This is a genomic window from Proteus hauseri (genome assembly GCF_004116975.1).
In the GTDB taxonomy this organism is placed as follows: domain Bacteria; phylum Pseudomonadota; class Gammaproteobacteria; order Enterobacterales; family Enterobacteriaceae; genus Proteus; species Proteus hauseri.
This window is the reverse complement of sequence record NZ_CP026364.1, coordinates 2,117,339-2,143,872: the sequence shown is the minus strand read 5'-3', so window position 1 is coordinate 2,143,872 and position 26,534 is coordinate 2,117,339. Positions and strand designations below refer to the sequence as shown.

Sequence of the window (26,534 nt, the reverse complement as noted above, 5' to 3'; positions counted from 1 at the left end):
ATAATCATGTCATTAATGATGATGGTGATGATCATCACCATGGTGGTGATGGTGTCCACCAGACGATCCACCATAAGCTCCCGGTTCTGGTTGATATTTCTCTAATCCCACAACCACCGTTGCACCTAACCCATGCGCCATATCATCTAAAACATGATCATGAAAATAACGACACCAACCAGCCTCTATTTGCAAAGGTACATGGCGATTACCTAAGTGATAGCAAACTCTCGCAAGCAATAAAGGATCCTCACTATAAACCGTAGAAACCTGCTCTTTTGCAGCTTCTATCGTTACAATATCGCCATCTTCAGAAAGTAAAATATCGCCTTCTTTTAACACTGTGCCACGAGGCAAAAATAACCCGGCCTCTTGTCCGTCACTCAATGTCACTTTTAAGCGGCTTTTAGTGCGTTCATCCATCGTTAAACAAAGTGTTAATGTCAGCTTTTCAGCTGTTGTAAACTCAAGCGCTTTCTCTTGACTAATAACTTGGGTAAATCTTTTCATTGTAAATTCTCAATAAAACACTTATCAGAATAGAAAATAACGCTGTGCCATTGGTAACTCTGTTGCTGGCTCACACACGAGTGGCACACCATCGGCTTTCACAATATAAGTTTGGGGATCTAGTTCAATATGCGGTACATAACTATTATGGATCATCGAAGCTTTAGTCACTTTGCGACATCCTTCTACACGCCCAATTAAACTTTGTAAGCCCAGTTTTTCTGGCACCCCAGCATCGATACCGGCTTTTGACATAAAAATCATCGAGGTTTGATATTTGGCTTTACCTAAACACGCGTACATAGGGCGATAATGCACAGGTTGTGGTGTTGGAATAGCCGCATTAATATCCCCCATTGGGGCATAAGCCACCATGCCACCTTTCATAATTAATGCGGGTTTAACACCAAAAAATGCCGGATCCCACAATACGATATCAGCAAGTTTACCTTTTTCTATCGAGCCAACTTCATGAGCAATTCCATGTGCTAATGCTGGGTTAATTGTATATTTAGCGATATAACGTTTAATACGATTATTATCATTTTCAGCTGTATCGCCTGCTAAACTTCCACGCTGTAATTTCATTTTATGCGCACATTGCCAAGTACGCATCACCACTTCACCAACCCGCCCCATTGCTTGCGAATCCGAAGACATAACTGAAATTGCGCCCATATCATGCAAAATATCTTCTGCTGCAATAGTTTCACGACGAATACGTGATTCAGCAAAGGCAACATCTTCTGGAATTGATGGATCTAGATGATGACAAACCATCAACATATCAAGATGTTCATCAACAGTGTTAATGGTATAAGGCATAGTTGGATTGGTTGATGCAGGTAAAATATTCGGCTCACCAACTGATTTAATAACGTCTGGCGCATGTCCACCACCCGCACCTTCAGTATGAAAAACATGAATAACACGCCCTGCTATCGCTTTTACCGTTTCTTCGTAAAAGCCGCCTTCATTTAAGGTGTCAGAGTGAATAGCAACTTGCACATCCATTTCATCAGCAACATTTAAGCAATTATGAATTGCCATTGGTGTTGCGCCCCAATCCTCATGAATTTTAAGCCCTATTGCACCCGCTTCGATTTGCTCACGAATAGCCTCTGGCTGGCTAACACAACCTTTTCCAAATAGCCCTACGTTAATTGGCAATTCATCGACCGCTTCTAGCATCCGATGCATATTCCAAATCCCTGGTGTTACTGTTGTTGCGTTAGTGCCTGCAACAGGACCTGTACCGCCACCAATAAAGGTCGTTACACCAGAGATCAAACCTTCTTCAGCTTGCTGAGGGCAAATAAAGTGGATGTGCGTATCCACACCACCCGCAGTGATTATTTTTCCTTCGCCAGCAACGACTTCAGTGCCAGGGCCAATCACGATATCGACATTAGGCTGAACATCCGGATTCCCTGCTTTACCAATTCCGGTAATACGGCCATCTTTAATACCGATATCCGCTTTCACAATGCCCCAATGATCAATAATTATCGCGTTGGTAATAAGCACATCAACGCATTCAGCGCTGACAACTTGGCTTTGCCCCATACCATCACGAATAACTTTACCACCGCCGAATTTAACTTCTTCACCATAAGTCGTGAAGTCTTGTTCAATTTCAAGAAATAACTCTGTATCGGCTAATCGCAGACGGTCACCCGTTGTTGGGCCAAACATATCTGCATAAGCTTGTCGTGAGATAGTTTTCATTTGTTCTCACTCTCTAATTTACCCATTACTTTTCCATGAAAGCCGTAAATTTCACGTTTTCCATCAAATGCCACTAATTCAACAGTACGACATTGACCCGGTTCAAAACGAACCGCCATTCCCGCAGGAATGTTCAAACGAAAGCCAAGTGTTTCTTCACGTTCAAACTTAAGCGCTTCATTTACTTCATAAAAATGGTAATGAGAACCCACTTGTACGGGTCTATCACCATGATTAGCCACTTGGATTATTTTTGTTTCACGACCAGCATTAAGTTCAATATCACCTAATGCTTGATTAACTCTAATTTCACCAGGGATCATGTTGTCACCTACACAATAGGGTCGTGAATAGAAACAAGTTTTGTACCATCAGGGAATGTGCATTCCACCTGAATGTCTTTGATCATCTCAGAAACGCCTTCCATAACTTGTTCTGCTGTTAATACAGTACGCCCTTCACTCATTAATTGAGCCACTGTTTTACCTTCTCTTGCACCTTCCATAATCGCGCAACTAATTAATGCGACAGACTCTGGATAGTTAAGTTTAAGTCCTTTCGCTAAACGTCTTTCAGCAACAAGGCCTGCTGTAAAAAGCAGTAATTTATCTTTCTCTCTTGGTGTTAATTCCATTTCTGCTCCTAAAAATTAACGATTATGTCGCCCATATACGAGGCGGCTCAGGACAATATCCCAACCAGTATTTGCGCGCGGTTTGCCACACATGAGCAAAACAGGCCATCATCGGTTCAGTTTGGGTACCTAATAAACGCAAAACTAAAATGCCATCGACGTCAGTTAGACCATACTCAATGACGTTTTTTGCCGTTAAAATCTGCTCAACATCCTGTTGGATAAGGCTTTTTAGCGCTTCACAAGCGGGATAAATATAGAGCGACCCTAACATGGGATATTCGCGCATGGCAGCGGCTTGCTTTTGCAATCCCTCAACAAAAATAGACTCGGTTAATGTCAGTTTTTCATCGATATAAAAATTTAAGCGTCCTCTTACATTGCCATTTTCAAACCATTCATTAAGCACTGGGCGGCCAAAACATTGGATCTCCCAACCAATAAATTTAGCGCTAGATGCAATATAAATGTGGGTTTCTAAACGCACTTGGGCATCAGGAAAAAAGATATTCTCTTGAGGAAGCCATTCTAAAAAACCTTCGTTAGCAACATGCAATGTTTGGATCTGTTGTGCGACACCACCAGCACTACGATAAAATTTAGTCGCGCCAGGGGTGGTGAGTAATGCATGAGCTTGAGGTTGCACATCAATATTAATCAATAGCTTATCGCCACCGACTACACCACCAGGAGGATGAAGTAGATAAGTGTGTGCAATTCCTTGTTCGGGATAAAAAGGACGCTGAACCATTAAGGGGCCAATGTGGCGTTTATCTGTTAAGCGAGTTACTCCTCGTTTTACTTCATAACGTAAAACGATTTCAGCGAGCCACCCCTTCCCTGAAAAATCAGACATACCTACTCCTACCTATCAGGCAAAATAAATCAGTAATCAGGAAAAATATGCGAATATGTACAGCACTACCCATTAGATAATGTCATTCAAAATCAAAGAGAAAATAAGTTAATGAATGTGGGTAGGATATGAATAAAAACTAAAATGGCACTTCCTCTAGACAGGATAATGCCCTTCATCTGTGCCGCGCGATTGTACACCTTATTACAAAAAACGCGTTTTGAATAAATAGCAATTTATTTAGAAAATATAACAGCTTTAATAATAATAGTAACAAATGAGCGAATATCTATATTGTTATCTTTTATCAACAGGATTATATTCTGTGCCACGCCTATACATAAGTGCATCATTGCACTCATTGACCCTAAGAACAGCGCACAGTCAGCGGCTCTTAGTCTGGCTTATAGGGTAGATACAATACACAGTTAACTTTAAATATTATTCATTCTAGGTCATGTTTTTAAACATGCTTGCGGTATATTTGAGATTATGGAATATAAATACATTCGTTCCTCTAGACAGATTTCCTTAAAAACGTTTTATATCGAAAATCCGATGATAGCGATGATTTGTGGTGCAAAAGGCGAGATAAGCATCAATGGGCAATCTATTGTAGTGACTACAAATTTAACGCTTATTATCCCTAAATATAGTCAAGTTTCTTGTGATGTAATGAGTCAATCTGAACATAATCCTATTGAATTACATACATTAGTATTATGTGAAGCAGAGCTTCAGTCTGTGTTTTCACTGCTTAAACCACTGATAAAATCAGGTGCACCAATTACCAGTCATCTTCCTGATTATCATTTATCAACGCCTGAAGTCGTAAAAACAAACTTTAATTTGCTCAAACAGTGTTTACCTTTAAAACAAGGCACTCCAGCACAAGAAACAATGTTTATGCAGCAAAGTCTATTTTTTATTTTGATGGCGGTTTACCACTCTGGCATCGATATACTTAATGTCTTTCGTTTTAATTATGATGAACCTAAAAATCAGGCAATTACGCATTTAATTACACAAGATCCACAAAGAAAATGGCATTTAGATGATGTAGCGAAAACACTGTTTACCACACCTTCAACATTACGCCGTCATTTAAACAAAGAAGGTGTTTCATTTTGCCAATTATTATTGGATGTTAGAATGGGCATTGCACTTAATTACCTCACATTCTCTAACTACTCTGTTTTCCAAATTAGCCATCGCTGTGGTTTTGGTAGTAACGCTTATTTTTGTGATGCCTTCAAAAGAAAATATGCAATGACACCTTCACAGTTTAGAGCTCAATCTCGCCAATCCAATGATCTTTCAGCATTAACTCAACTATCACTAAAAACGGGTGAGCATGTAGATAAAAATATTTCCTCTAGTATCAAATTATGACAAATTATTTCGCTTTAAAAAGGTGATCCCCCCCATCAAGCGCATTTGATTTAAGATCCACTGCTGGCGTTTTAGTACATAAGCTGAAGGTTTATTAATATGATAAATGTGCGGATTAGGTAAAACTGCGGCTAATAATGCGGCTTCATTTGCTGTTAGTTGTTTTGCTGGTTTTCTAAAATAGTGTTGTGCAGCTTGTTCGACACCAAAAATACCCTCACCAAACTCAACAATATTAAGGTATACCGTAAGGATGCGTTTTTTTGACCAAATAAGCTCAACAACAGGCGTCATACCTGCTTCTAAGCCTTTTCTTATCCAACTACGACCATCCCATAAAAACAGATTTTTTACTGTCTGTTGAGAAATTGTCGAGGCACCACGCAACGTTTTTACTCCGTTACGGCTTTTTTTGAAAACTTTCTCTATTGCATCAAAATCAAAGCCCCAATGTTTTGGAAAATTTTGATCTTCAGATGCCATAACAGCTAAATACATGACTGGTGCTATCTCTTCTTCACTCACCCAAGTGGAATGAGACACATAAGAAAAATCGAAGTTACTCCATGCAGAAATTTGACGTTGAACCATCACAGCAGAAAAAGGTACAGGAAAAAAAGAAAACAGCACAACTATTAACAGCCATAAAGCAATTAAAATAATTAATAGTTTCTTAAGCTTTCTAATTAGTACCATCTGCTGTGATTATCTCGTCAGTTATGCTAATTCAAGGACTTTTCTTACTAGTTTATCAATACCTATTTGTGCTTGAGCAATAGATTCAGCTAGCATATAAGCAGGTGTTGTTACGACTCGTTGGGTTTCATCAACAACAATATCATCAACGGGACAATCGATATGGATCCCGCCCATTTGAGTTATCATTTCAGCTGTTTTAGCATCATTTCCAATTGTTAATTTTATTGGAGAATTTAACATTTTCGGTAACATAACAGGGGCAATACACATTAATCCCAATGGTTTTTTTTGTTTATGCATATCCCTTACAAATCTTAAGAGATCTTGGTTAATTTCGCAGTTAACTCCTTTAGTTGCGAAATTACATAAGTTTTTAGCTGCACCGAAGCCACCAGGAATAATAACCGCATTAAAGTTTTCAGCCTTAGCATCAGACAAAGGTGATATTTTCCCACGAGAAATACGAGAGGATTCTTCCATCATATTCCTTTTTTCTGATTTTTCTTCTCCTGTAATATGGTTAATTACAGTAGGTTGCAATTCATTAGGTGAGAAAAAATGAACTTCAGTGTTGTTTTGGCTTAAAGATAGTATAGTTAGTACCGATTCGTGAATTTCACTACCATCAGATACACCACAGCCACTTAAAATTACAGCAATTGATTTCATATCTTTGTCCTTTTGTAGTAGATTACTAGTTACCCATTTATAGGTGTAAACACCAATCGCCATCACATATTTAAATGTTTCTTGTAACAAAAAAACTTATCTTTGCTATTTTGTTGCTTGTATGATGTATGGAATAGTTTCATCCTATTCGCCTATGTAATAAGAATCAAAAAAGCGAGTAGAAAAGTTTCCCTGGTGTTGGCGCAGTATTCGCGCACCCCAACCTTCGGTTGGGGTTATTTTTTTCTAACGCCTGATAACCAGTTTCTTAAACTTTCCACATCCTTTCTCCAATCTCTTTCCAACTCATCCACCCATTCTTGAACATTATCCCACCATGCAGGTAATTCTGGTGATTGGATCTGTTTTGCTAGTTGCTGTAAATGTTTTAATCCGATAGAACCTGCTGCGCCTTTGATTTTATGTCCTTCCTCAGTGATTCCCTTCTGATCACGGGCTGTCAGATTAGATCCCAGTACAGACATATAACTCGGCATCATCTTTTCAAAAACATCTAAACCATCAGTGATTAGTTGAGGTCCGACGAGTTCGATGTATTGATTTAGCATATCAATATCTAATAACTCTTCATTTTTATTCAACAATTCCGACTGCTCATTAACTGATGTACAAACCGAGCCATCCCCCCAAAATTTATTAATAATGGTGGTTAATGCATCGACTGAGAGTGGTTTACTAAGCACATCATTCATTCCCGCGTCTAAATACTCTTTTTTGTCTTTCAAGACATTTGCGGTTAATGCAATCAGTGGAGGTAATTCATTGCTATCAAACTCTTGACGTAGTTTTCTCGAAATATCAAAACCCGTCATATCAGGTAACTGAATATCAAGCAGTACCAAATCATACTCATCAGGTTTAAACATTGATAAGGCTTCTTGCCCCGTCATAGCGACATCAACAGTATTACCTAACTTTTCTAATACTGAACACGCGACAATCACATTGAGCTCGATATCTTCCACAAGCAAAATATTTAATGCTGGTAATAACAACTCATCATCACTTTCAATATCGCGTTGTTCTTCAATCGCTGGTGCCTCAATAGTGAGTGTAAACGTTGAACCCTTGCCTAACTCACTCTCAACATGGATATCGCCGCCCATATGCTGTGCTAGGCGTTTAGATACCGCAAGACCGATGCCTGTTCCCGTTGCAGAACGTCCACCTTGGCTATCAGTAACTTGATAGTACATCGCAAAAATTTTTTCAAGCTCACCTTGAGGGATACCAATACCGCTATCTTTTACCTCAAAATAGAGTTTATTGGGTGCTTGTTGCCAAATATGAACTTGAATTTCACCCTCTTGAGTAAATTTCACTGCATTACCAATTAAATTCCACAATATTTGGCGCAATCGCGTGCCATCCGTCATGATTTTATGTGGCAAGGTTTCTTCTGCAATTAAAGTGAATTTCAATCCTTTAGGTTGCACTAATAAACCCGAAAGGTTTTCTAAATCACTAATAAATTCAGTGAAATCTATTGGCTGGTTATCGAGTTGAATTTTTCTACGTTCAATCTTATCCATTTCAATGACATCATTAAAAATATTCCCTAACGTGATGGCACTGACATGAATAGTTTTTAAATAGTTAAGTTGTTCCGCTGATAATTCAGTATCAAGTAAAATACGACTTAACCCCACAATCCCATTAAGCGGCGTACGCAGCTCATGGCTAATTGTTGAAATAAAGGTAGTCTTATCTCGGCTTGCATTTTCTAACGCGTCTTGATAGCGCTTACGCTCTGTAATGTCACGCCCGAAGCCCATAAGCCCATGACGTTTACCAATTCGGTCATAAAAAGGAACTTTACGTAGTTCAAAACAGGCTTTACGCCCATCGGGGTATACCAACCACTGCTCATAAGTAAGAGAGACGTTATGGCGAAAGACTTTTTCATCAGTTTCCATGACTTTGATTGCAATATCTTCGTCATAAACATCTAGTGGTGTTAAACCAATAAGCTGTTTTTCACTTTTACCCGTCAGCAACTCAGTGGCACGGTTGCAGCCTGAAAATTCGTTATCTTCATTGCGGTAATAAACTAAATCGGGTGATGCATCTAAAAAAGAACGTAAAAGCGAGGATTGCTGCTCTAACTCAATTTGAGTTAACTCACGGCGTTTCATCTCACTTTTTAGCTTTTCAAGTAATTCAAGGTGTGCTTTTTCGACTTTTTCACGCTCTTGGATCTCTAAATTTAATTGCTCGATATTCTCTTTAAGTTGAGAGTTAAGCTCTAAATCTCGCTGACGCATCACGCCCAATTTATCAACCATCCGCGATAATCGACGGCGAGATTCTTCTAGCTGTTCAACCACCACAGAAAGAAAATAGACAGCCCAAGGAGTAATAATCAACCCAAAAAAGATTGAACGAACAAGGTCAATACTGGTGACGTCACCGGCTAATAAAAATGTCACCGCCATTTGTACAACCATGGCTAAAACAACTAATGCTGACGCCAACAACAATGAGAAGCGAATTAACCCAAGCCTCATCATTAAATCAACGTAATACTGGGCAAGCCCTTTGAGCAGTTTCATTGAAAACTCCAATATATTGAATCTTTGAAATGATACCCCAAAAATGAATTAATTCAGCGGTGAACATTCAGAAATATTGTTACGCAACACTATCCTTCATAATTTTGTCATTTTTTATTTATGTGTTTTGTGTAAGAAACCGAGGCTTTACACTCAAAGAGGAAATCACCAATCAACTTACATAAATAATAGACATACTTATAGTGAATAGACGCGATTGATAAAAAATTCAATTTGTCTTTTTTTATACAAATTGTATAAAATGATAAAATTCCAACATTAAAGCAATTTTCAGAATAAAAAATCACCATTAAGCGTCACTAAAGGATGTGTTAAAGCTAAACTCGTTAAATAAAGTGATATAGCTCACACCAGATAAATACTCAACTCAAATAACCAAATACGTAAATTTATATATTAATCAAATTGTTAATATAAAAAATAACGCTATCTCATTATCGCAGTCGAATATTCTTGAATATTGACGTTTTTTTTATTTATCGATAAGTTGAAATGGCATTACAGAGCAAAAAAACAAATCTAGCTAAGCAAAACACAACACCACCCAAATGAGCATCCATAAATCATCAATAATTTATGAGCAAACGTTCCCTTTGCTCTCTATTTTGAGGTGCCCATAAAACTGAGTAGGAAGCAGACCATGCTCTATCAAAAAACACTAGAAAAAGACAACTGTGGTTTTGGGCTAATCGCGCACATTGAAGGTGAAGCCAGCCATAAAATTGTAAGAAATGCGATTCATGGCTTAGCTCGAATGCAACATCGTGGGGCTATTCTATCTGATGGAAAAACAGGTGATGGTTGTGGTTTATTATTACAAAAGCCAGATCGCTTTTTTCAATTAATCGCCAAAGAAAAAGAGTGGCATTTAGCCAAAAATTACGCAGTAGGTATGCTCTTTTTAAGCCAAGATCCTCATATTGCAGCACAATGTCGACATATTGTTGAAGAAGAATTACAGCGAGAAACACTAGCTATTGTTGGTTGGCGTAAAGTTCCTATCAATACGGATATCTTAGGAAGTATTGCGCTTTCAACACTTCCTATGATTGAACAAATTTTTGTTAACGCCCCAGCAGGCTGGCGTGGAAGCGATGTAGAACGCAGATTATTTGTCGCGCGCAAACGCATAGAAAAACGCATCACTGATAACGATTTTTATATTTGCAGCCTTTCTAACTTAGTAACGGTTTATAAAGGCCTTTGTATGGCGACTGATTTACCACGTTTTTTTACTGATCTTGCTGATTTACGAATGGAATCCGCTATTTGTCTTTTTCACCAACGTTTTTCAACTAATACCACCCCTAAATGGCCACTAGCACAACCTTTTCGTTACCTCGCCCATAATGGTGAAATTAATACCATTACAGGGAATCGCCAGTGGGCGAGAGCGCGATCTTACAAATTTCACACGCCATTAATTCCTGATTTACAAAGTGTCGCGCCTTTTGTTAATGAAAGCGGATCAGACTCGAGTTCATTAGATAATATGCTCGAGCTATTTCTAAATGGTGGTATGGATATTGTTCGTGCTATGCGTTTATTAGTACCACCTGCATGGCAAAATAACCCTCAAATGGATGAAGATTTACGTGCTTTTTTTGATTTTAACTCTATGCATATGGAACCGTGGGACGGCCCTGCTGGTATCGTTTTATCTGATGGACGTTATGCTGCCTGCACTCTTGATAGAAATGGTTTACGCCCCGCTCGTTACGTAATAACAACAGATAAACTGATCACTTGTGCTTCTGAAATTGGTATTTGGGATTATCAGCCAGATGAAGTTGTCGAAAAAGGCAGAGTAGGTCCTGGTGAATTAATGGTGATTGATACCTATAACGGTCGTATTTTACATTCAACTGAAACGGATGAAGATTTAAAACGACGCCATCCATATAAATTATGGCTAGAGCGTAATGTGAAACGCTTAAAACCGTTTGAAAACCTGCCCGAAAACAAAGCAGTAGGCGAGCGAGCCTTTGATGATAATTTGCTGGCTACTTACCAAAAACAATTTGGCTATAGTCGTGAAGAGCTTGAAAGCATTCTGCATGTTTTAGGTGAGAATGGACAAGAAGCAACAGGTTCTATGGGCGATGACACACCATTTGCCGTATTCTCTCAGCGCCCTCGTATTATTTATGACTATTTTCGTCAAAAATTTGCTCAAGTAACCAATCCACCAATAGATCCTTTAAGAGAATCGCATGTAATGTCTTTAGCGACCTGCATTGGCCGCGAAATGAATGTCTTTTGTGAGGCGGAAGGTCAAGCGCATCGTTTAAGTTTTCAATCACCCATTTTGCTCTATTGCGATTTTCAACAGTTAATCAACCAAGACAGCAGCCACTATCAATCCATCACTATTGATATTACTTATTCACCTTCAGAGATTAATCTAGAAACAGCAATACATCTTCTATGTGAAAAAGTGCAACAAGAAGCCAAACAAGGTGCCGTTTTACTGGTTTTATCCGATAGAAATATTAGCCAAGAGCGCCTACCTATTCCCGCACCTATGGCGGTTGGGGCTGTTCAAAAAGCGCTTGTGGATAATAACTTACGTTGCGATACCAATATCATTGTTGAAACAGCAAGTGCTCGTGATCCTCATCATTTTGCTGTGTTGTTGGGTTTTGGTGCAACGGCAATTTATCCTTATCTTGCTTATGAATCATTAGCTCAACGAGTTGATAAACAAGCGCTTTCTGGTAGCTATGCTCAAGTGATGTCGAATTACCGCAACGGTATCAACAAAGGGCTGTATAAAATTATGTCCAAAATGGGCATTTCTACCGTTGCTTCTTATCGCTGCTCCCAGCTTTTTGAGGCCGTTGGATTGCATGATACGGTAACCGATCTCTGTTTTTATGGTGTTGATAGCCGTATTAATGGCGCTGATTTTAACGATTTTGAACAAGATTTATTTAACCTTTCTAAACGAGCATGGTTAATTCGTTATCCTATCGAGGCTGGTGGATTACTGAAATATGTCCATAAAGGGGAATATCACGCTTATAATCCTGATGTCATTCAAACCCTACAAAAAGCCGTGCATAGTGGCGATTATCAAGATTATCAACGTTATGCTTCATTGGTTCAGCAACGCCCAATCACGACACTACGAGATATGTTAATACTCAATCGCAATGCGACGCCGATTGCAATTGATGATGTTGAGCCTGAAACCGAATTATTTAAACGTTTTGATACCGCAGCAATGTCTATCGGAGCATTAAGCCGTGAAGCACATGAAGCACTCGCTGAAGCGATGAATACACTAGGTGGGTTTTCCAATTCAGGTGAAGGCGGTGAAGATCCCGCACGCTACGGAACCAATAAAGTATCAAGGATCAAACAAATTGCATCAGGTCGCTTTGGTGTCACACCATCATATTTAATGAGCGCCGATGTACTGCAAATCAAAGTAGCGCAAGGCGCAAAACCCGGAGAAGGCGGGCAACTCCCAGGTGATAAAGTCACTCCTTATATTGCACAGCTACGCTACGCTGTTCCTGGTGTAACGTTAATTTCACCACCTCCTCATCACGATATCTACTCGATAGAGGATTTAGCACAATTAATTTTCGATTTAAAACAGATAAATCCAACCGCTCTAATTTCCGTCAAATTAGTCTCTGAACCCGGTGTAGGCACTATTGCCACTGGGGTTGCTAAAGCTTATGCCGATTTAATTACTATCGCGGGTTATGATGGTGGCACCGGTGCTAGCCCATTAACATCGGTAAAATATGCCGGAAGCCCTTGGGAATTAGGTCTAGTCGAAACACAACAAGCTTTAGTCGCAAATAATCTTCGCCATAAAATTCGATTACAAATTGATGGTGGATTAAAAACAGGTTTAGACATTATTAAAGCCGCAATTTTAGGTGCTGAAAGTTTTGGTTTTGGTACTGGTCCTATGGTTGCTTTAGGTTGTAAATATTTACGTATTTGCCATCTTAATAACTGTGCAACAGGCATTGCTACTCAAGATGAAACCTTACGACGTAATCACTATCACGGATTACCAGAACGCGTAATTAACTACTTTCGCTTTATTGCGCAAGAAACACGTGAATTAATGGCATTGCTAGGTGTAAGAAAACTCACGGATTTAATTGGCCGAACAGATTTACTTTCATGCTTAGAAGGCTATAGCAGTAAACAACAAAAATTGTTCCTTGAGCCTTTATTAGAAACGGTAACACCCTCTACTGGCACCGCACTTTATTGCCAAGAAAAAAATGAAACTTACGACAAAGGCGAATTAAATCAGCGAATTATTTCTCAAACTAATCAAGCAGTAGAGCAACGGAAAAGTCAGACATTTTATTTTGATATTCGTAATACAGATCGCTCTGTGGGTGCAACTTTATCTGGTGTGATTGCAAAAAAATATGGTGAAACAGGGTTATCAACAACACCATTAAAATTGCATTTTACGGGTACCGCAGGACAAAGTTTTGGCGTTTGGAATGCGCAAGGTGTTGAACTAACATTGATTGGTGATGCTAATGACTATGTTGGTAAAGGCATGGCAGGCGGGCGTATTGTAATTTCACCACCAATAGGTTCAGCATTTAAAAGTCATCAAGCAACCATTATGGGCAATACCTGTCTTTACGGTGCAACAGGTGGCAAACTTTATGCGGCCGGCTTAGCAGGTGAGCGTTTTGCAGTCAGAAATTCTGGTGCTATTGCAGTTGTTGAAGGCGTGGGTGATAACGGCTGTGAATATATGACAGGCGGCATTGTCTGTATTTTAGGTAAAACGGGTATTAACTTTGGCGCAGGCATGACAGGTGGATTCGCTTATATTTTAGATGAAGAGGCAACGCTCTCGCAACGCATCAATACTGCTTCTATTGAGCTACTTTCTGTTGCTTCTTTTGCTATTCTCGCTGAACACCTAAGGGGCATGATTGCCGAGCACGTTAGATTAACGGGTTCACAACAAGGTGAAGTATTGCTTTCGCAATGGGAATACTGGTCACAACACTTTAAATTGATTAAGCCTAAATCTAGTGATGTAAATGCATTATTGGGTCATCCTCGTCGCTCATCAACTGAATTACGCGTTCAGGCACAATAGGAAAATAATATGAGTCAAAATGTGTATCAGTTTATCGACTTAAATCGTATTGAGCCGACAAAAAAGCCATTAGCACTGCGTAAAATTGAGTTTGTAGAAATTTACGAAGCCTTTTCATCGCAGCAAGCAGCAGCCCAGGCAGACCGTTGCTTAAGTTGTGGTAATCCTTACTGTGAATGGAAATGTCCCGTTCATAACTATATTCCCAATTGGCTAAAATTAGCCAATGAAGGTCGTATTATAGAAGCCGCTGAGCTTTCTCATCAAACTAATAGCTTGCCTGAAATTTGTGGCCGCGTTTGTCCCCAAGACAGACTCTGTGAAGGTGCTTGTACGTTAAATGATGAATTTGGTGCGGTGACTATTGGTAATATCGAGCGCTATATTAATGACACTGCATTAGCGCAAGGATGGCGTCCTGATCTTTCTCATGTCACGATGACCAATAAAAAAGTAGCCATTATTGGTGCAGGTCCTGCAGGTCTTGCTTGTGCTGATGTCCTTATTCGTCATGGTGTTAAACCTGTCGTTTATGATAAGCACCCAGAGATCGGTGGCTTACTTACTTTTGGTATTCCCTCTTTTAAACTCGAAAAATCACTGATGGTAAGACGTAGAGAGCTCTTTAGTGAAATGGGCATTGAATTTTGCCTTAATACTGAAATAGGTAAAGATATCTCTCTTAAATCACTGACAGAACAATATGATGCAGTATTTATCGGCATAGGAACGTATCATAGCCTAAAGGGGAACTTTGCACATGAAGATGCTTCTGGCGTTTATAGTGCACTACCCTATTTAATTGGAAATACGCGTTATTTAATGGGTTATGAAGAAGATCCACAAACACCTTATATCGACCTAAAAAATAAACAAGTCGTAATCTTAGGTGGCGGTGATACAGCAATGGATTGTGTTCGTACAGCAATTCGACAAGGCGCAACTAAAGTAACGTGTGTTTATCGTCGTGATGAAGCCAATATGCCAGGCTCAAAACGCGAAGTGAAAAATGCCAAAGAAGAAGGTGGCGAATTTTTATTTAATCTTCAACCTGTTGATATTGAAATTGATAACAAAAATAATGTTTCTGGCATTCAGGTTATTAAAACGCAAAGTAATAATACGATGGAGCATATTAAAGGCAGTGAGCATATATTATCTGCCGATGCTGTTATCCTCGCATTTGGTTTTAAGCCCGCACATTATCCGTGGTTAGATGAAAATAATATTGCTTACAGTAAATCAGGAAGAATTATTATTTCTGAAAATCAAAAAGTAATGAATCAAACAACAAATCCAAAAATATTTGCCGGTGGCGATATAGTGAGAGGCTCTGATTTAGTGGTAACGGCTATTGCAGAAGGAAGAGATGCAGCGGAAGGGATCTTACATTACTTATCTTGTTAAAATTTATTGCTTTTAACTTTAATTTTTAACTATTTATTCTATTTATTATCCCATTTCTTTAACGTGGGATAATTTATTTTTGTGTTTTATTTTCTAATAAACATTACTTTTATAACTAAAATGAATTTAATTAAATAACCATTCTCATTACCATTTGATATATTTTGTTGTTTTATATATTAATAAAAGTAGGTATTATTTTTTGTATCAAAATAACAGCTGCACTCTATAGTTAATATAATTTATTTTCGTACTGTTTACTTCTTCTCTTTTTATTTAACTTTTCTGTCATCTTTTAATGATAAATATCTTGTAGCATTTGTTAATAACATCACAGTCTAAAAAAATAGATTTTATTTCGGCTATTAAATTTGATAACAATCAAATATTGTCAATCAACCAACTTCATAATGGAGTCACCTAATAACTTTACAGAAAAATATAATTTATTGATGTTAGGTTCGTTTTCATAAAATTGTCATAATTAACTAGGGGATCACTATGGTGATGCAACTTATAGCTGTAGCCGTTATTATCGTAACTGTCTATTTGCTAATAAAAAAATATGAAACCCGAATGGTGCTAATTGGCGCGGGCTTATTGCTATGTATTTTAAGCCTAACCCCATTAGATGCATTTAATGCATTTAGTGAGCGCATGGTGTCTTCATCATTAATTCAAGCAATCTGTGCGAGTATGGGTTTTGCTTATGTAATGAAATACACCAAATGCGATATGCATCTGGTACATGTATTATCAAAAGTATTAACGCGTCTTGGTTTCTTCTTGATCCCAGCGACTGTTATCGTTACTTATTTCATTAACATTGCAATTCCATCAGCAGCAGGTTGCGCAGCCGCGGTAGGTGCGACATTAATTCCATTATTAATCGCCGCACGTATTCACCCAGCTATCGCGGGTGGTGCAGTTTTATGTGGTACTATCGGCTCGATGTTAAGCCCTGGTATGTCGCATAATGCCTTCGTTGCTAATATGGCAAATATGGAAGTAGTCGACTTAATTGCTCGTCATAGTCCATACAGCTTAATGGCAGGTGGTATTGCAGCCGTTTCACTGGCCGTTGTCGCTTTAGTGAAAAAAGAGTTTAAAGTTGCAGTTGCTGGAGATGCAGCTTCAGCATCATCAGCTCAAGCAACACCAGAGGCGGTTCGCCCTAACTATTTATATGCTACCGCGCCTTTTATTCCATTACTTCTGCTCATTTTGCCATTCTTTGAAACGTTCAGTACCTTCAAATTGTCAGTACCAGCAGCAATGTTAATTGGTTCAATCTATGCGCTGTTCATCACATTAACTAACCCTGCTCAAGTTACTAAAGAGTTCTTTAAAGGTATGGGTAATGCTTATGGTGATGTATTAGGTATTATCATCGCAGCAGCAGTATTCGCAGCAGGTCTGAAAGCATCAGGTTTAATCGACGCATTCATTAGCTTCTTAACTCACTCTCCTGAGTTCGCACGTTGGGGTGGTACTTTAGGGCCATTCTTAATGGGTATTATTACAGGTTCTGGTGACGCAGCAGCATTCGCATTCAACGAAACAGTGACACCACATGCATCACTGTTTGGTTATGAAATTCCAGACATGGGTATGGCTGCAGCGCTATCTGGCGCATTAGGTCGTACAATGTCACCACTTGCAGGCGCAGCAATTGTTTGTGCTGGTCTTGCAAATGTAAATCCTATGGAAATCGCAAAACGTACTGCACCGGGTATGATTATCGGCGTCATCGCTGTTGCGTTATTCATGTTATAAGTGTGGAGAAATGAATATGTCAGCAATTACTCTCGAAAAATTAATTAAATGGCGTCGTGAATTTCATCAATATCCTGAAATTGGTTGGTCTGAATTTTTAACTACAGCAAAAATCGTTAAAGAATTACGTAGTTTAGGTTTAGAAGTTAAAGTCGGACCCGATGTTATTAATCAAGAGTTTGCTTTTGGTCGTCGCCGTCAAGTAGTCGAAAAAGGACTAGCTGTAGCAAGAGAGCATAAAGTTGATGAAGCTCTGCTAAGCGAAATGAAAGAACTTACTGGTTGTGTGGCTATTTTTGACAGTGGAAAAGCAGGTCCAACTGTTGCACTACGTTTTGATATTGACTGTGTTGGTGTTAATGAAGCAACCGAAGATAAACATCGTCCACATGCAGAAAATTTCGCATCTTGTCACGCTGGTGAAATGCATGCTTGTGGTCACGATGGCCATATTTCTATCGGTTTAGGTGTTGCACACTGGTTAGTAGAAAATAAAGATAAAGTTGTTGGTAAAGTTAAAATCTTATTCCAGCCAGCAGAAGAAGGCGTTCGTGGCGCAAGAGCAATGGCTGAAAGTGGTATTGCTGATGATGCTGACTACTTTTTAGGTGCTCATTTAGGCTTTATCGCTAACAGTGGTGAAATCGTTATTAATCCAACGCATTTCCTTTGTACAACCAAATATGATTTTCGTTTCAAAGGTGCGCCATCTCATGCCGGTGCTGAGCCTGAATTAGGCCGTAACGCATTAGCGGGTGCTTGCCATGCGGCAACACAAATGCTGGGTATTTCTCGCCACGGTAAAGGAATGTCACGCATTAACATCGGTGTATTAAAAGCGGGTGAAGGTCGTAACGTCACTCCTGCTAATGCCGAAATGCAAATCGAAGTTCGTGGTGAAAATGAAGAGATCAACAGCTTTATGGCTGCAAACGCAGTACGTATGGCTGAAGGCGCAGCACATAGCTTCCAATTAGAAATGGAAAGCGAAATCATGGGTGAAGCCGTTGACCTTACTAATGACCAAGAACTGATTGATGTGATGACGAAAGTTGTCGGCAAACACGCTGAGCTCACCGCTGTTGCGACTCGCCCGTTTGGGGGAAGTGAAGATGCGACTGTTCTAGCTAAACGAGTACAACGTTGTGGTGGTAAATCACTGTACTTCGTTGTAGGTGCTGATAGAACGGCGGGTCATCACCAAGCGGGTTTTGACTTTGATGAAAAACAATTAATGACCGCAGTTAATCTTTACACGGGTTGTTTAGAAGAACTGCTGAAATAATTTCAGTTAAATACTTAACAAAACGCGCTATAGAAATATAGGGCGTTTTTTTTCTCTCGATAGCCAGAAACAATAAATAGCTTAATAAAAATAAAAAAGCCCAGTTGTTTTAAACTGGGCTTTCTAATTTATAAACAATAAATTCAATAAATTATTTAACGACTCGCAGTGATGGGCGACCTGTTGGACGAGGTGGCTCTGGATCACCATCTGGCGGGGTTGTATCGTCAGAAGCGTTATCTGTTACTAAAGATAATACTTCACCAGTAGGTGCTTCTGAGCTCTCTTGACGATCTTCTTCAGCAAATGCTGATGGTTGGCCATCTTCATATGCAGGTTCAGGCTCAAACATCATTCCCGCACCGTTTTCTCTCGCATAAATTGCCATAACAGCAACCATTGGCACTCGTACTTTACGAGGTATTCCACCAAAGCTTGCGCTAAATAATACCTGTTGCAGTGTTAACTCTAAGTTATTCACAGCTCGAGGTGAAATATTCAGTACAATTTGACCATCGTGCGCATATTCCATAGGAACCTGAACACCAACAATATTCACATCGACAACAAGATGTGGGGTTAAGTTGTTTTCTAGGATCCACTCATAATGCGCACGCAATAAATGCGGACGGCGCGGAGACATATCCATAATCTCCATGCTCAATTACCCTCTTGAAGGTAAGCGCATTTCACGCTCTGCTTCGGTTAATGACGCAAGGAAAGAGTCGCGTTCAAAAACACGTTGCATATAAATTTGCACATCTTTAGCCGCTGCACCACTTAGGTCTACACCTAATACTGGTAAGCGCCATAATAATGGAGCAAGGTAGCAATCTACTAAGCTAAATTCTTCACTCATAAAGTAAGGATATTCTTTAAACACTGGAGAAATAGCTAACAGTTCTTCTGCTAACTGTTTACGTGCAGCGTTAGCTTGTTGCTCTGTACCTTTCTCAATGATGTTCATGAGAGAATACCAATCCTGCTCAATGCGGTGCATCATTAAACGGCTGCTACCACGAGCAACTGGATAAACAGGCATTAAAGGAGGATGAGGGAAGCGTTCATCAAGGTATTCCATGATGATACGTGAATCATACAGGGTCAATTCGCGATCAACCAAAGTCGGTACACTTTGGTATGGGTTCAGATCGATAAGATCCTGTGGAAGATTACCAGCTTCAACCTGTTCAATTTCAACACTGACACCTTTCTCCGCTAGGACAATTCTGACCTGATGGCTGAAAATATCAGTCGGACCGGAAAACAAAGTCATTACCGAACGTTTGTTGGCAGCGACAGCCATGAAAACCTCCAAGTTAATCAATTAAAGGAATGAATCCGTTTATGCATCCATCATTCCCCCATTCCTAAAAGACAAGCATACCAAAATAGCTAACTTAAATAATTATCTAAGCTATTTCGCTATGTTGGGTGACTACCTGTATAAACGAATTATCGAGGGATAATCTTATTCTACAAAGGTAAATGTTCACTTGTCTTTGCGGCACATATCATTATCAAGCAATACCAAAACAATCACACAGCCACATAACGTCACTGTCGTTATAATAGTTTTGGTATTACTTTCAAATTATTAATGAGCATTATTATAAAAACACCCACTAGGCAGCATTATGAAATCACAGAAAGAAAGACGCCAAAGTACGCTATTCTATCAGATTTCATGTTACTTAGGGTGACTCATGCAAATAATTCAACAGAATATGTCATGTTATTAAAGAATAAAGATAATAATATTAAAAAATAATTTAAATTAGAATATTAATCTAAAAATAGTGATTTTTTGTTCTAATTAGTGCTTACCTATTATGTGATTTAGTTACGTTAACGCCTAAATACATACAATTAATTTATTTTCATACAGTTAACAAAGTTAATTAACAAAACAATGAAAATAAAAAAACCCGCCTGTGAAGACGGGTTTCAACATCAAATTGATATCTAGAAGATAACAAATTAACGTTTTGAGAACTGTGGACGACGACGTGCTTTACGCAGACCCACTTTCTTACGTTCAACAGAACGCGCATCACGGGTAACGAAACCAGCTTTACGCAGATCAGAACGTAGAGTCTCATCGTACTCCATCAGTGCACGAGTGATACCGTGGCGGATCGCACCTGCTTGACCAGAAATACCACCACCTTTAACAGTGATGTATAAATCTAATTTGCCCAGCATATCAACTAATTCCAGCGGTTGACGAACAACCATACGCGCTGTTTCGCGGCCGAAGTAAACTTCTAGGCTACGTTTGTTGATTACGATATTACCGCTACCTGGCTTAATGAAGACACGTGCGGAAGAACTTTTGCGGCGACCTGTGCCGTAGTATTGATTATCAGCCATTGCCTAATATCCCGATTAAATGTCCAGAACTTGCGGTTGTTGTGCCGCGTGGTTGTGCTCAGATCCTGCGTAAACTTTCAGTTTACGATACATCGCACGACCCAGAGGCCCTTTTGGCAGCATGCCTTTTACCGCGATTTCGATTACACGCTCAGGACTACGGGCGATCATCTCTTCGAAAGTCGCTTGTTTGATACCACCTACGTGACCAGTATGACGGTAGTAAACTTTGTCAGTACGCTTATGACCAGTTACCGCTACTTTTTCAGCGTTTAAAACGATGATGTAATCACCGGTATCAACGTGCGGAGTGTATTCTGCTTTGTGCTTACCGCGCAGGCGGCTAGCGATTTCAGTTGCTAAACGGCCTAAAGTTTTGCCGTCTGCATCAACAACATACCAGTCGCGTTTTACGGTTTCTGGTTTAGCTGTAAAAGTTTTCATTATTGAAAATTACCCAATGTTTAGTTACACGTTGGTGAACGCTCGGTTCAAATACTATTGAGGTTCACACGACTCTTGTGTCCAGCAAACCTACCCCTTCGAGTAGCACTGCTGACTCTAAAATGCGAGTTTTTTGGGAAATAAAAAACTTGCTGCAACGTGGGGTCGCAAGATTATAGAGAAGTCAGAAAAAAAAATCGAGTTATAATTGAAAACAATTGAATTATTTTTTATCAAATTCGCTTTATCAGCCAATTTAACCTGATTTCCTGGGCTAACCAATCTAACTATTAAAATCAATGCCACCTGAAGAGAAGAATTGTCCCTTTCCAAAGCGCTTGCTAGTAGCTGAGTGATTCTTACTTTAACGTAGAAATAGCTCTGTGCTACTCAACGGGTGCCATCCTAACACAGTAAAAGCTGACTTTCTTCAAGAATTAAGCAAGATGAGGCTCTATTAAATACGCTTCACTTTGCATCTCTTGTAAGCGAGATAAACAACGCTGATATTCAAAGCGTAAGAAGCTCCCTTGATAAATATCATCCATCGCCACTTCAGCATTAATGATAAGCTTCACTTTACGCTCGTAAAATTCATCAACTAAAGCTAAAAAACGTCGTGCAGCATCTTCATTTCTCGAGTCCATTTTTACCATTTTATAAATTAAAACAGTGTGATAGCGTTTTGATAGCTCGATATAATCTAGCTGACTACGCGCTTCAATACACAGCGTTGAGAAGTTGACGCCAAGTACACCATTAGCTGATTTTATAACTTGCATCGGCCGATGATTAATCATTAATGTTTGTTCTGATTGACCTTCATGGCTAGCTAGATTATTAAAAATCCTCTCCATTTCTTGAGTATTTTTATCTGTTAACGGTGATAAAAAAAGATGAGCTTGCGTTAACGTGCGCAGGCGATAATCAATACCCGCATCAACATTTAAAATGTCACAATGCATTTTAATTTGTTCTATTGCAGGTAAAAAGCGAGCACGTTGTAACCCATTACGATAAAGATTATCAGGTGGAATATTTGATGTTGCCACCAGCGTTATGCCGCGTGCAAATAAGGCTTCAAGTAATGTTCCTAAAATCATTGCATCGGTAATATCCGAGACAAAAAACTCATCAAAGCAGAGCACATCTGTTTGTGCTTTAAAAGTATCAGCAATGATTTCTAAGGGATCCTCTTGCCCTTGCAAAACTTTTAATTCATCTTGAACCCGCAACATAAAACGATGAAAATGTAGGCGAAGTTTTCTTTCAGTTGGCAAACTATGATAAAACATATCCATCAGCCATGTTTTACCTCGACCAACCCCTCCCCACATATATAAACCACGCTCTGGCACCACTTGCTCTTTCTTGTTACGAAAACGGCCAAATAAGCGCTGAGTTAAGGTATTTTTTTCTGGCGAAGTTGGCTTTAGTAATGCATGGTATATCTGTTGAAGATGGATAACCGTTTGTCGTTGAACGTCATCAGGTTGGTAATCACCCTGTTTTAATGCGGCTTCATAAAGAGATAACGGCGTGCTAACAGTCATGAATGCCCTCGGTCCTTAAATTTATAACATGCTGATTATAGTCGCTAGAATGACACCATTATAAGCATTAAAAATTGATTTAACATCGACGTAACACGTGAATTTCATATTAAGATTAAGGATATTATTCCACTCATGCCTTTTAGTGGTTATGATGTTATAAGAATCCATCGTCCTCACTATTAGATGAAAAGGAGTTGCCATGGTTTGGGTTTATGCACTGATTGGATTAGTTGTTGGTCTCATTATCGGCGCACTCGCAATGCGTTATGGTAATAGCACCCTTCGCCAACAAGACGCTATAAAAGCAGAATTAGATACTAAAAAAGAAGAACTTGATACTTATCGCAATGAACTTGTTAGTCACTTTGCGAGAAGCGCTGAACTTTTAGATAATATGGCGAAAGATTACCGTCAGCTTTATCAACACATGGCAAAAAGCTCTAATGAGTTAATGCCTGATATGCCAGTACAAGATAATCCGTTTAACTATCGGTTAAGCGAATCTGAAGCGGCGAATGACCAATCCCCAATTAAGATGCCGCCTCGCGATTATTCCGAAGGTGCTTCTGGATTGTTCAGACCTACTGAGAAAAAAGATAGCTAAGATGAAAACGCCGCAACTTCAAACTTGCGGCGTTTTTCTTTCTAAATAAAAGTATAGAAACAGCAATAATTTATTGTGGTTTTAAAGATAACTATTGTCTTGTAAATCCATGTAAAAGGAAGCAAAACTCGCCTTCTCTCAGTGAACTTTCCTTTGTTAGTACAGGTCTTAGTGACATCGCGCCCAAATTGGGCACTCAATATTGTTTTGATAACTGTATCAAGAGACTCTAATTCATGTTGACTAAAAAAAGAAAATTATTACTTAGCGCACTTGCTATGAGTGTCGGACTTTCACTATCAACAATCCCGACAACCAGTATGGCTGCTCTTCCTGCGGTAATGCCTGCGGGTCAAGAGTTACCAAGTCTTGCACCAATGCTAGAACAAGTATTGCCAGCCGTTGTTAGTGTGCATGTTTCAGGTACTCGCGTACAAAATCAGCAAGTACCTGAAGAGTTTAAATTTTTCTTTGGCCCTAATTTCCCATCACAGCAACAAAGCACTCGTCCTTTTGAAGGATTAGGCTCTGGCGTGATTATTGATGCACAAAAGGGCTATGTATTAACGAATAACCACGTTATCGATAGCGCAGATAAAATTCAGTTACAAATTAACGATGGTCGTGAATTTACCGCTAAATTGATTGGTAGCGACCCACAAACTGATATCGCCCTACTTCAAATCGAAAAACCAGTCAATTTAACTGCAATAAAAATGGCAGATTCAGACAAACTTCGAGTGGGTGATTTTGCCGTAGCTGTTGGTAATCCGTTCGGTTTAGGTCAAACCGCGACCTCAGGTATTATTTCAGCATTGGGTCGTAGTGGTTTAAATCTTGAAGGTCTAGAAAACTTCATTCAAACCGATGCCTCTATCAACCGTGGTAACTCTGGTGGTGCTTTAGTTAACCTAAATGGTGAGCTAATTGGTATTAACACAGCAATTTTAGCGCCTGGTGGTGGCAATATTGGTATCGGTTTTGCTATCCCAAGTAATATGGCTCGTGACTTAAGCCAACAGCTTATTGCTCATGGTGAAGTTAAACGTGGCATTTTAGGTATTCGTGGCGCTGAAATGAACGCTGACCTTGCGAAATCCTTTAATATCGATGCACAACGTGGTGCTTTTGTTAGTGAAGTGCTCCCCGAATCATCCGCAGCAAAAGCAGGCATCAAACCAGGAGATGTGCTTATTTCTGTCGATGGCAAACGCATCAATAGCTTCGCTGAATTAAGAGCAAAAGTCGGTACAACACCACCAGGTAAAGAAATCTTAATTGGTTTAATCCGCCAAGGTAAACCAATGGATGTCAAAGTGACCTTGGAAAAACAGTCAGCTGATGCGACCCGTGCAGATAACTTCTCACCAGCATTACAAGGTGCGACACTCAGTAATTATGTTAATAAACAAGCAAAAGGGGTTGTTGTCGATTCAGTTGAGAAAGACTCTCCGGCAGCAATGTCTGGTTTACAAAAAGGCGACCTGATCATTGGTATTAATAATACTCGTATTGAATCATTAGGTGACTTACGTAAAACCATTGATGCAAAACCACCAGTACTGGCATTAAATATTCAACGTGGTAATGAAGAAATTTATCTTTTACTGCGTAATACACCACGCTAATTAATTCGCCTTACACATACTTTGTTTGTTTCCTTATGCCCTATAACTGTTCCTGTTATAGGGCTTTTTTTATCACTCTTTTCGTATGAATCAGGAATTTATGCGCTGGCATATCCTTTCATAAGCCAAACTATGATATTCTCGCTGCACTTGTACAAATAATCTCCCAATCAAACATAAATACAGGATTTTTATGTTAACTAAGCTACTGCGATCTACCTTGATTGGTATTTTAACAGCTGCCATTCTCTTGGTTGCGGTACCCTCTATTCGCCCTATTTTTATTGAGCACTTACTCAATGGCGACTTTCTAAATGCCCCATTTAGTTACAATAAAGCAGTACGGCGAGCAGCGCCGGCTGTCGTTAACGTCTATAGCAGTACAATGGGAAGCTTCTCTCAAGAAGGTAGAGAGTTAACCTCACTAGGAGCTGGCGTTATTATGGATAGCAGAGGTTATGTTTTAACAAATCAGCATGTTATTAATAATGCGGATCAAATAATTGTCGCATTACAAAATGGTGATCTCTATGAAGGCTTATTGATTGGTTCTGATCCTTTAACTGATCTTGCTGTCTTAAAAATTGATGCTGAAAATCTTCCTACCATCCCCATTAATAGTAAAAGAGTTTCTCATGTAGGTGATGTTGTTCTCGCTATTGGCAACCCCTTTAATATAGGGCAAACCATCACTCAAGGTATTATTAGCGCTACGGGGCGGGTGGGACTTAGCCCGACTCGTTACCAAAATTTCCTACAGACTGATGCCTCAATTAACGAAGGTAACTCTGGAGGCGCATTAATTAATACTGAAGGCGAACTAGTGGGTATTAATACAATGACGTTTGATTCGGGCACTTATAATGGCTATCGCCCAAGTGCGGAAGGTTTGGGATTTGCGATCCCTACTGAACTTGCTGTAAAAATAATGAATAAACTCATTCGCGATGGTCGTGTTATTCGGGGATTTATTGGTATCACCGCCAAAGAGCTACCAAAAATTCGCTCTTCAAATTCAGATATCAAACAAATTCAAGGATTACGTATTTTCCGTATTAGCCCTAATAGCCCTGCGGATAAAGCGGGTATGAAAACAGATGATATTATTCTTAGTATTAATCATGCACCCGCAGTCTCTGCAATGGAAATGATGGATTATATTGCAGAAACACGTCCAAATACGGTATTGCCAGTCACACTATTACGCAATGGCGAAGAAATTAACCTTAATGTCACCATTTCTGAATATCAGCCTGAATCATAAAGCAAAAAACGCCC

Annotated in this window: 21 protein-coding genes; 8 read left to right on the top strand and 13 right to left on the bottom strand. The window is 39.3% G+C overall.

Annotated elements, in window-relative coordinates:
- Window positions 1-12: 12 nt before the first annotated feature.
- The 5 genes from ureE to PH4a_RS09825 are packed head-to-tail and all read right to left on the bottom strand — an operon-like array spanning window position 13 to window position 3,728.
- Window positions 13-510, bottom strand: coding sequence for an urease accessory protein UreE (gene ureE / locus PH4a_RS09845; protein ID WP_129039452.1), 498 nt, complete (start codon window positions 508-510; stop codon window positions 13-15).
- A 24-nt stretch (window positions 511-534) separates the two neighbouring features.
- Entirely contained in the window at window positions 535-2,238 is a 1,704-nt protein-coding gene (gene ureC / locus PH4a_RS09840) for an urease subunit alpha (RefSeq protein ID WP_064718908.1), read from the bottom strand.
- A complete protein-coding gene (locus PH4a_RS09835) occupies window positions 2,235-2,561 on the bottom strand; it encodes an urease subunit beta (RefSeq protein WP_064718907.1) in 327 nt (108 codons plus the stop codon). Before PH4a_RS09835 ends, ureC begins: the two co-directional genes overlap by 4 nt.
- Before the next feature lie 8 nt (window positions 2,562-2,569).
- Window positions 2,570-2,872 carry an urease subunit gamma gene (locus PH4a_RS09830; RefSeq protein WP_129039450.1) on the bottom strand — a complete coding sequence of 101 codons (303 nt, stop codon included), beginning with the start codon at window positions 2,870-2,872 and terminating at the stop codon, window positions 2,570-2,572.
- A 22-nt stretch (window positions 2,873-2,894) separates the two neighbouring features.
- Window positions 2,895-3,728 (bottom strand): urease accessory protein UreD, encoded by an 834-nt coding sequence (locus PH4a_RS09825; protein ID WP_129039448.1) that lies wholly within the window; start codon window positions 3,726-3,728, stop codon window positions 2,895-2,897.
- A gap of 492 nt (window positions 3,729-4,220) precedes the next feature.
- Between PH4a_RS09825 and PH4a_RS09820 the strand changes: the two genes are divergently transcribed.
- Window positions 4,221-5,120 carry a helix-turn-helix transcriptional regulator gene (locus PH4a_RS09820; RefSeq protein WP_129039446.1) on the top strand — a complete coding sequence of 300 codons (900 nt, stop codon included), beginning with the start codon at window positions 4,221-4,223 and terminating at the stop codon, window positions 5,118-5,120.
- On the opposite strand, the gene mtgA is transcribed toward PH4a_RS09820, so the two are convergent.
- From mtgA to arcB, 3 genes are all read right to left on the bottom strand, one after another.
- Window positions 5,115-5,816: a monofunctional biosynthetic peptidoglycan transglycosylase gene (gene mtgA, locus PH4a_RS09815; protein WP_129039444.1), complete on the bottom strand. Its 702-nt coding sequence runs from the start codon at window positions 5,814-5,816 to the stop codon at window positions 5,115-5,117. The two genes, PH4a_RS09820 and mtgA, sit on opposite strands and share 6 nt — an antisense overlap.
- A gap of 21 nt (window positions 5,817-5,837) precedes the next feature.
- Window positions 5,838-6,488: an isoprenoid biosynthesis glyoxalase ElbB gene (gene elbB / locus PH4a_RS09810; protein ID WP_164971539.1), complete on the bottom strand. Its 651-nt coding sequence runs from the start codon at window positions 6,486-6,488 to the stop codon at window positions 5,838-5,840.
- Between the two features lie 236 nt (window positions 6,489-6,724).
- On the bottom strand, window positions 6,725-9,061 hold the full coding sequence (arcB, locus tag PH4a_RS09805) for an aerobic respiration two-component sensor histidine kinase ArcB (protein WP_129039442.1): 2,337 nt from the start codon (window positions 9,059-9,061) through the stop codon (window positions 6,725-6,727).
- Window positions 9,062-9,722: 661 nt separating this feature from the next.
- Between arcB and gltB the strand changes: the two genes are divergently transcribed.
- The 4 genes from gltB to PH4a_RS09785 all read left to right on the top strand — a co-directional run bounded on the left by gltB (window position 9,723) and on the right by PH4a_RS09785 (window position 18,651).
- Complete coding sequence (gene gltB, locus PH4a_RS09800) at window positions 9,723-14,183, top strand: glutamate synthase large subunit (RefSeq protein ID WP_129039440.1); 4,461 nt, start codon at window positions 9,723-9,725, stop codon at window positions 14,181-14,183.
- Between the two features lie 9 nt (window positions 14,184-14,192).
- Window positions 14,193-15,590, top strand: coding sequence for an FAD-dependent oxidoreductase (locus PH4a_RS09795; RefSeq protein WP_129039438.1), 1,398 nt, complete (start codon window positions 14,193-14,195; stop codon window positions 15,588-15,590).
- Window positions 15,591-16,091: 501 nt separating this feature from the next.
- On the top strand, window positions 16,092-17,366 hold the full coding sequence (gene dcuC, locus PH4a_RS09790) for a C4-dicarboxylate transporter DcuC (protein WP_064718893.1): 1,275 nt from the start codon (window positions 16,092-16,094) through the stop codon (window positions 17,364-17,366).
- Window positions 17,367-17,382: 16 nt separating this feature from the next.
- On the top strand, window positions 17,383-18,651 hold the full coding sequence (locus tag PH4a_RS09785) for an amidohydrolase (RefSeq protein WP_064718892.1): 1,269 nt from the start codon (window positions 17,383-17,385) through the stop codon (window positions 18,649-18,651).
- 151 nt (window positions 18,652-18,802) lie between these two features.
- Here the strand turns inward: PH4a_RS09785 and sspB are convergent, their stop codons facing one another.
- The 5 genes from sspB to zapE form a co-directional block, all read right to left on the bottom strand.
- Entirely contained in the window at window positions 18,803-19,309 is a 507-nt protein-coding gene (sspB, locus tag PH4a_RS09780) for a ClpXP protease specificity-enhancing factor (protein ID WP_129039436.1), read from the bottom strand.
- A 6-nt stretch (window positions 19,310-19,315) separates the two neighbouring features.
- Window positions 19,316-19,957 carry a stringent starvation protein SspA gene (gene sspA, locus PH4a_RS09775; RefSeq protein WP_064718890.1) on the bottom strand — a complete coding sequence of 214 codons (642 nt, stop codon included), beginning with the start codon at window positions 19,955-19,957 and terminating at the stop codon, window positions 19,316-19,318.
- 674 nt (window positions 19,958-20,631) lie between these two features.
- A complete protein-coding gene (gene rpsI, locus PH4a_RS09770; protein WP_004245284.1) occupies window positions 20,632-21,024 on the bottom strand; it encodes a 30S ribosomal protein S9 in 393 nt (130 codons plus the stop codon).
- Between the two features lie 15 nt (window positions 21,025-21,039).
- On the bottom strand, window positions 21,040-21,468 hold the full coding sequence (gene rplM, locus PH4a_RS09765) for a 50S ribosomal protein L13 (RefSeq protein ID WP_006535327.1): 429 nt from the start codon (window positions 21,466-21,468) through the stop codon (window positions 21,040-21,042).
- A 437-nt stretch (window positions 21,469-21,905) separates the two neighbouring features.
- Complete coding sequence (gene zapE, locus PH4a_RS09760; RefSeq protein ID WP_129039434.1) at window positions 21,906-23,021, bottom strand: cell division protein ZapE; 1,116 nt, start codon at window positions 23,019-23,021, stop codon at window positions 21,906-21,908.
- 202 nt (window positions 23,022-23,223) lie between these two features.
- On the opposite strand from zapE, the gene zapG reads away from it, so the two are divergent.
- From zapG to degS, 3 genes are all read left to right on the top strand, one after another.
- Window positions 23,224-23,628, top strand: coding sequence for a Z-ring associated protein ZapG (gene zapG / locus PH4a_RS09755; RefSeq protein WP_129039432.1), 405 nt, complete (start codon window positions 23,224-23,226; stop codon window positions 23,626-23,628).
- 236 nt (window positions 23,629-23,864) lie between these two features.
- Window positions 23,865-25,256: a serine endoprotease DegQ gene (gene degQ / locus PH4a_RS09750; protein ID WP_064718887.1), complete on the top strand. Its 1,392-nt coding sequence runs from the start codon at window positions 23,865-23,867 to the stop codon at window positions 25,254-25,256.
- 193 nt (window positions 25,257-25,449) lie between these two features.
- The gene (gene degS / locus PH4a_RS09745) at window positions 25,450-26,520 is read left to right on the top strand and encodes an outer membrane-stress sensor serine endopeptidase DegS (RefSeq protein ID WP_129039430.1); all 1,071 of its coding nucleotides are present in this window, start codon (window positions 25,450-25,452) and stop codon (window positions 26,518-26,520) included.
- Window positions 26,521-26,534 lie beyond the last annotated feature (14 nt).

Bases quoted from the DNA above. Each gene is read 5' to 3' on its own strand.
- zapG (WP_129039432.1), top strand. From the start codon at position 23,224: ATGGTTTGGGTTTATGCACTGATTGGATTAGTTGTTGGTCTCATTATC.
- elbB (WP_164971539.1), bottom strand. From the start codon at position 6,488: ATGAAATCAATTGCTGTAATTTTAAGTGGCTGTGGTGTATCTGATGGT.
- PH4a_RS09825 (WP_129039448.1), bottom strand. From the start codon at position 3,728: ATGTCTGATTTTTCAGGGAAGGGGTGGCTCGCTGAAATCGTTTTACGT.
- degS (WP_129039430.1), top strand. From the start codon at position 25,450: ATGTTAACTAAGCTACTGCGATCTACCTTGATTGGTATTTTAACAGCT.
- PH4a_RS09795 (WP_129039438.1), top strand. From the start codon at position 14,193: ATGAGTCAAAATGTGTATCAGTTTATCGACTTAAATCGTATTGAGCCG.
- dcuC (WP_064718893.1), top strand. From the start codon at position 16,092: ATGGTGATGCAACTTATAGCTGTAGCCGTTATTATCGTAACTGTCTAT.
- ureC (WP_064718908.1), bottom strand. From the start codon at position 2,238: ATGAAAACTATCTCACGACAAGCTTATGCAGATATGTTTGGCCCAACA.
- gltB (WP_129039440.1), top strand. From the start codon at position 9,723: ATGCTCTATCAAAAAACACTAGAAAAAGACAACTGTGGTTTTGGGCTA.
- rplM (WP_006535327.1), bottom strand. From the start codon at position 21,468: ATGAAAACTTTTACAGCTAAACCAGAAACCGTAAAACGCGACTGGTAT.
- PH4a_RS09835 (WP_064718907.1), bottom strand. From the start codon at position 2,561: ATGATCCCTGGTGAAATTAGAGTTAATCAAGCATTAGGTGATATTGAA.
- PH4a_RS09785 (WP_064718892.1), top strand. From the start codon at position 17,383: ATGTCAGCAATTACTCTCGAAAAATTAATTAAATGGCGTCGTGAATTT.
- sspA (WP_064718890.1), bottom strand. From the start codon at position 19,957: ATGGCTGTCGCTGCCAACAAACGTTCGGTAATGACTTTGTTTTCCGGT.
- sspB (WP_129039436.1), bottom strand. From the start codon at position 19,309: ATGGAGATTATGGATATGTCTCCGCGCCGTCCGCATTTATTGCGTGCG.
- ureE (WP_129039452.1), bottom strand. From the start codon at position 510: ATGAAAAGATTTACCCAAGTTATTAGTCAAGAGAAAGCGCTTGAGTTT.
- rpsI (WP_004245284.1), bottom strand. From the start codon at position 21,024: ATGGCTGATAATCAATACTACGGCACAGGTCGCCGCAAAAGTTCTTCC.
- arcB (WP_129039442.1), bottom strand. From the start codon at position 9,061: ATGAAACTGCTCAAAGGGCTTGCCCAGTATTACGTTGATTTAATGATG.
- zapE (WP_129039434.1), bottom strand. From the start codon at position 23,021: ATGACTGTTAGCACGCCGTTATCTCTTTATGAAGCCGCATTAAAACAG.
- degQ (WP_064718887.1), top strand. From the start codon at position 23,865: ATGTTGACTAAAAAAAGAAAATTATTACTTAGCGCACTTGCTATGAGT.
- mtgA (WP_129039444.1), bottom strand. From the start codon at position 5,816: ATGGTACTAATTAGAAAGCTTAAGAAACTATTAATTATTTTAATTGCT.
- PH4a_RS09820 (WP_129039446.1), top strand. From the start codon at position 4,221: ATGGAATATAAATACATTCGTTCCTCTAGACAGATTTCCTTAAAAACG.
- PH4a_RS09830 (WP_129039450.1), bottom strand. From the start codon at position 2,872: ATGGAATTAACACCAAGAGAGAAAGATAAATTACTGCTTTTTACAGCA.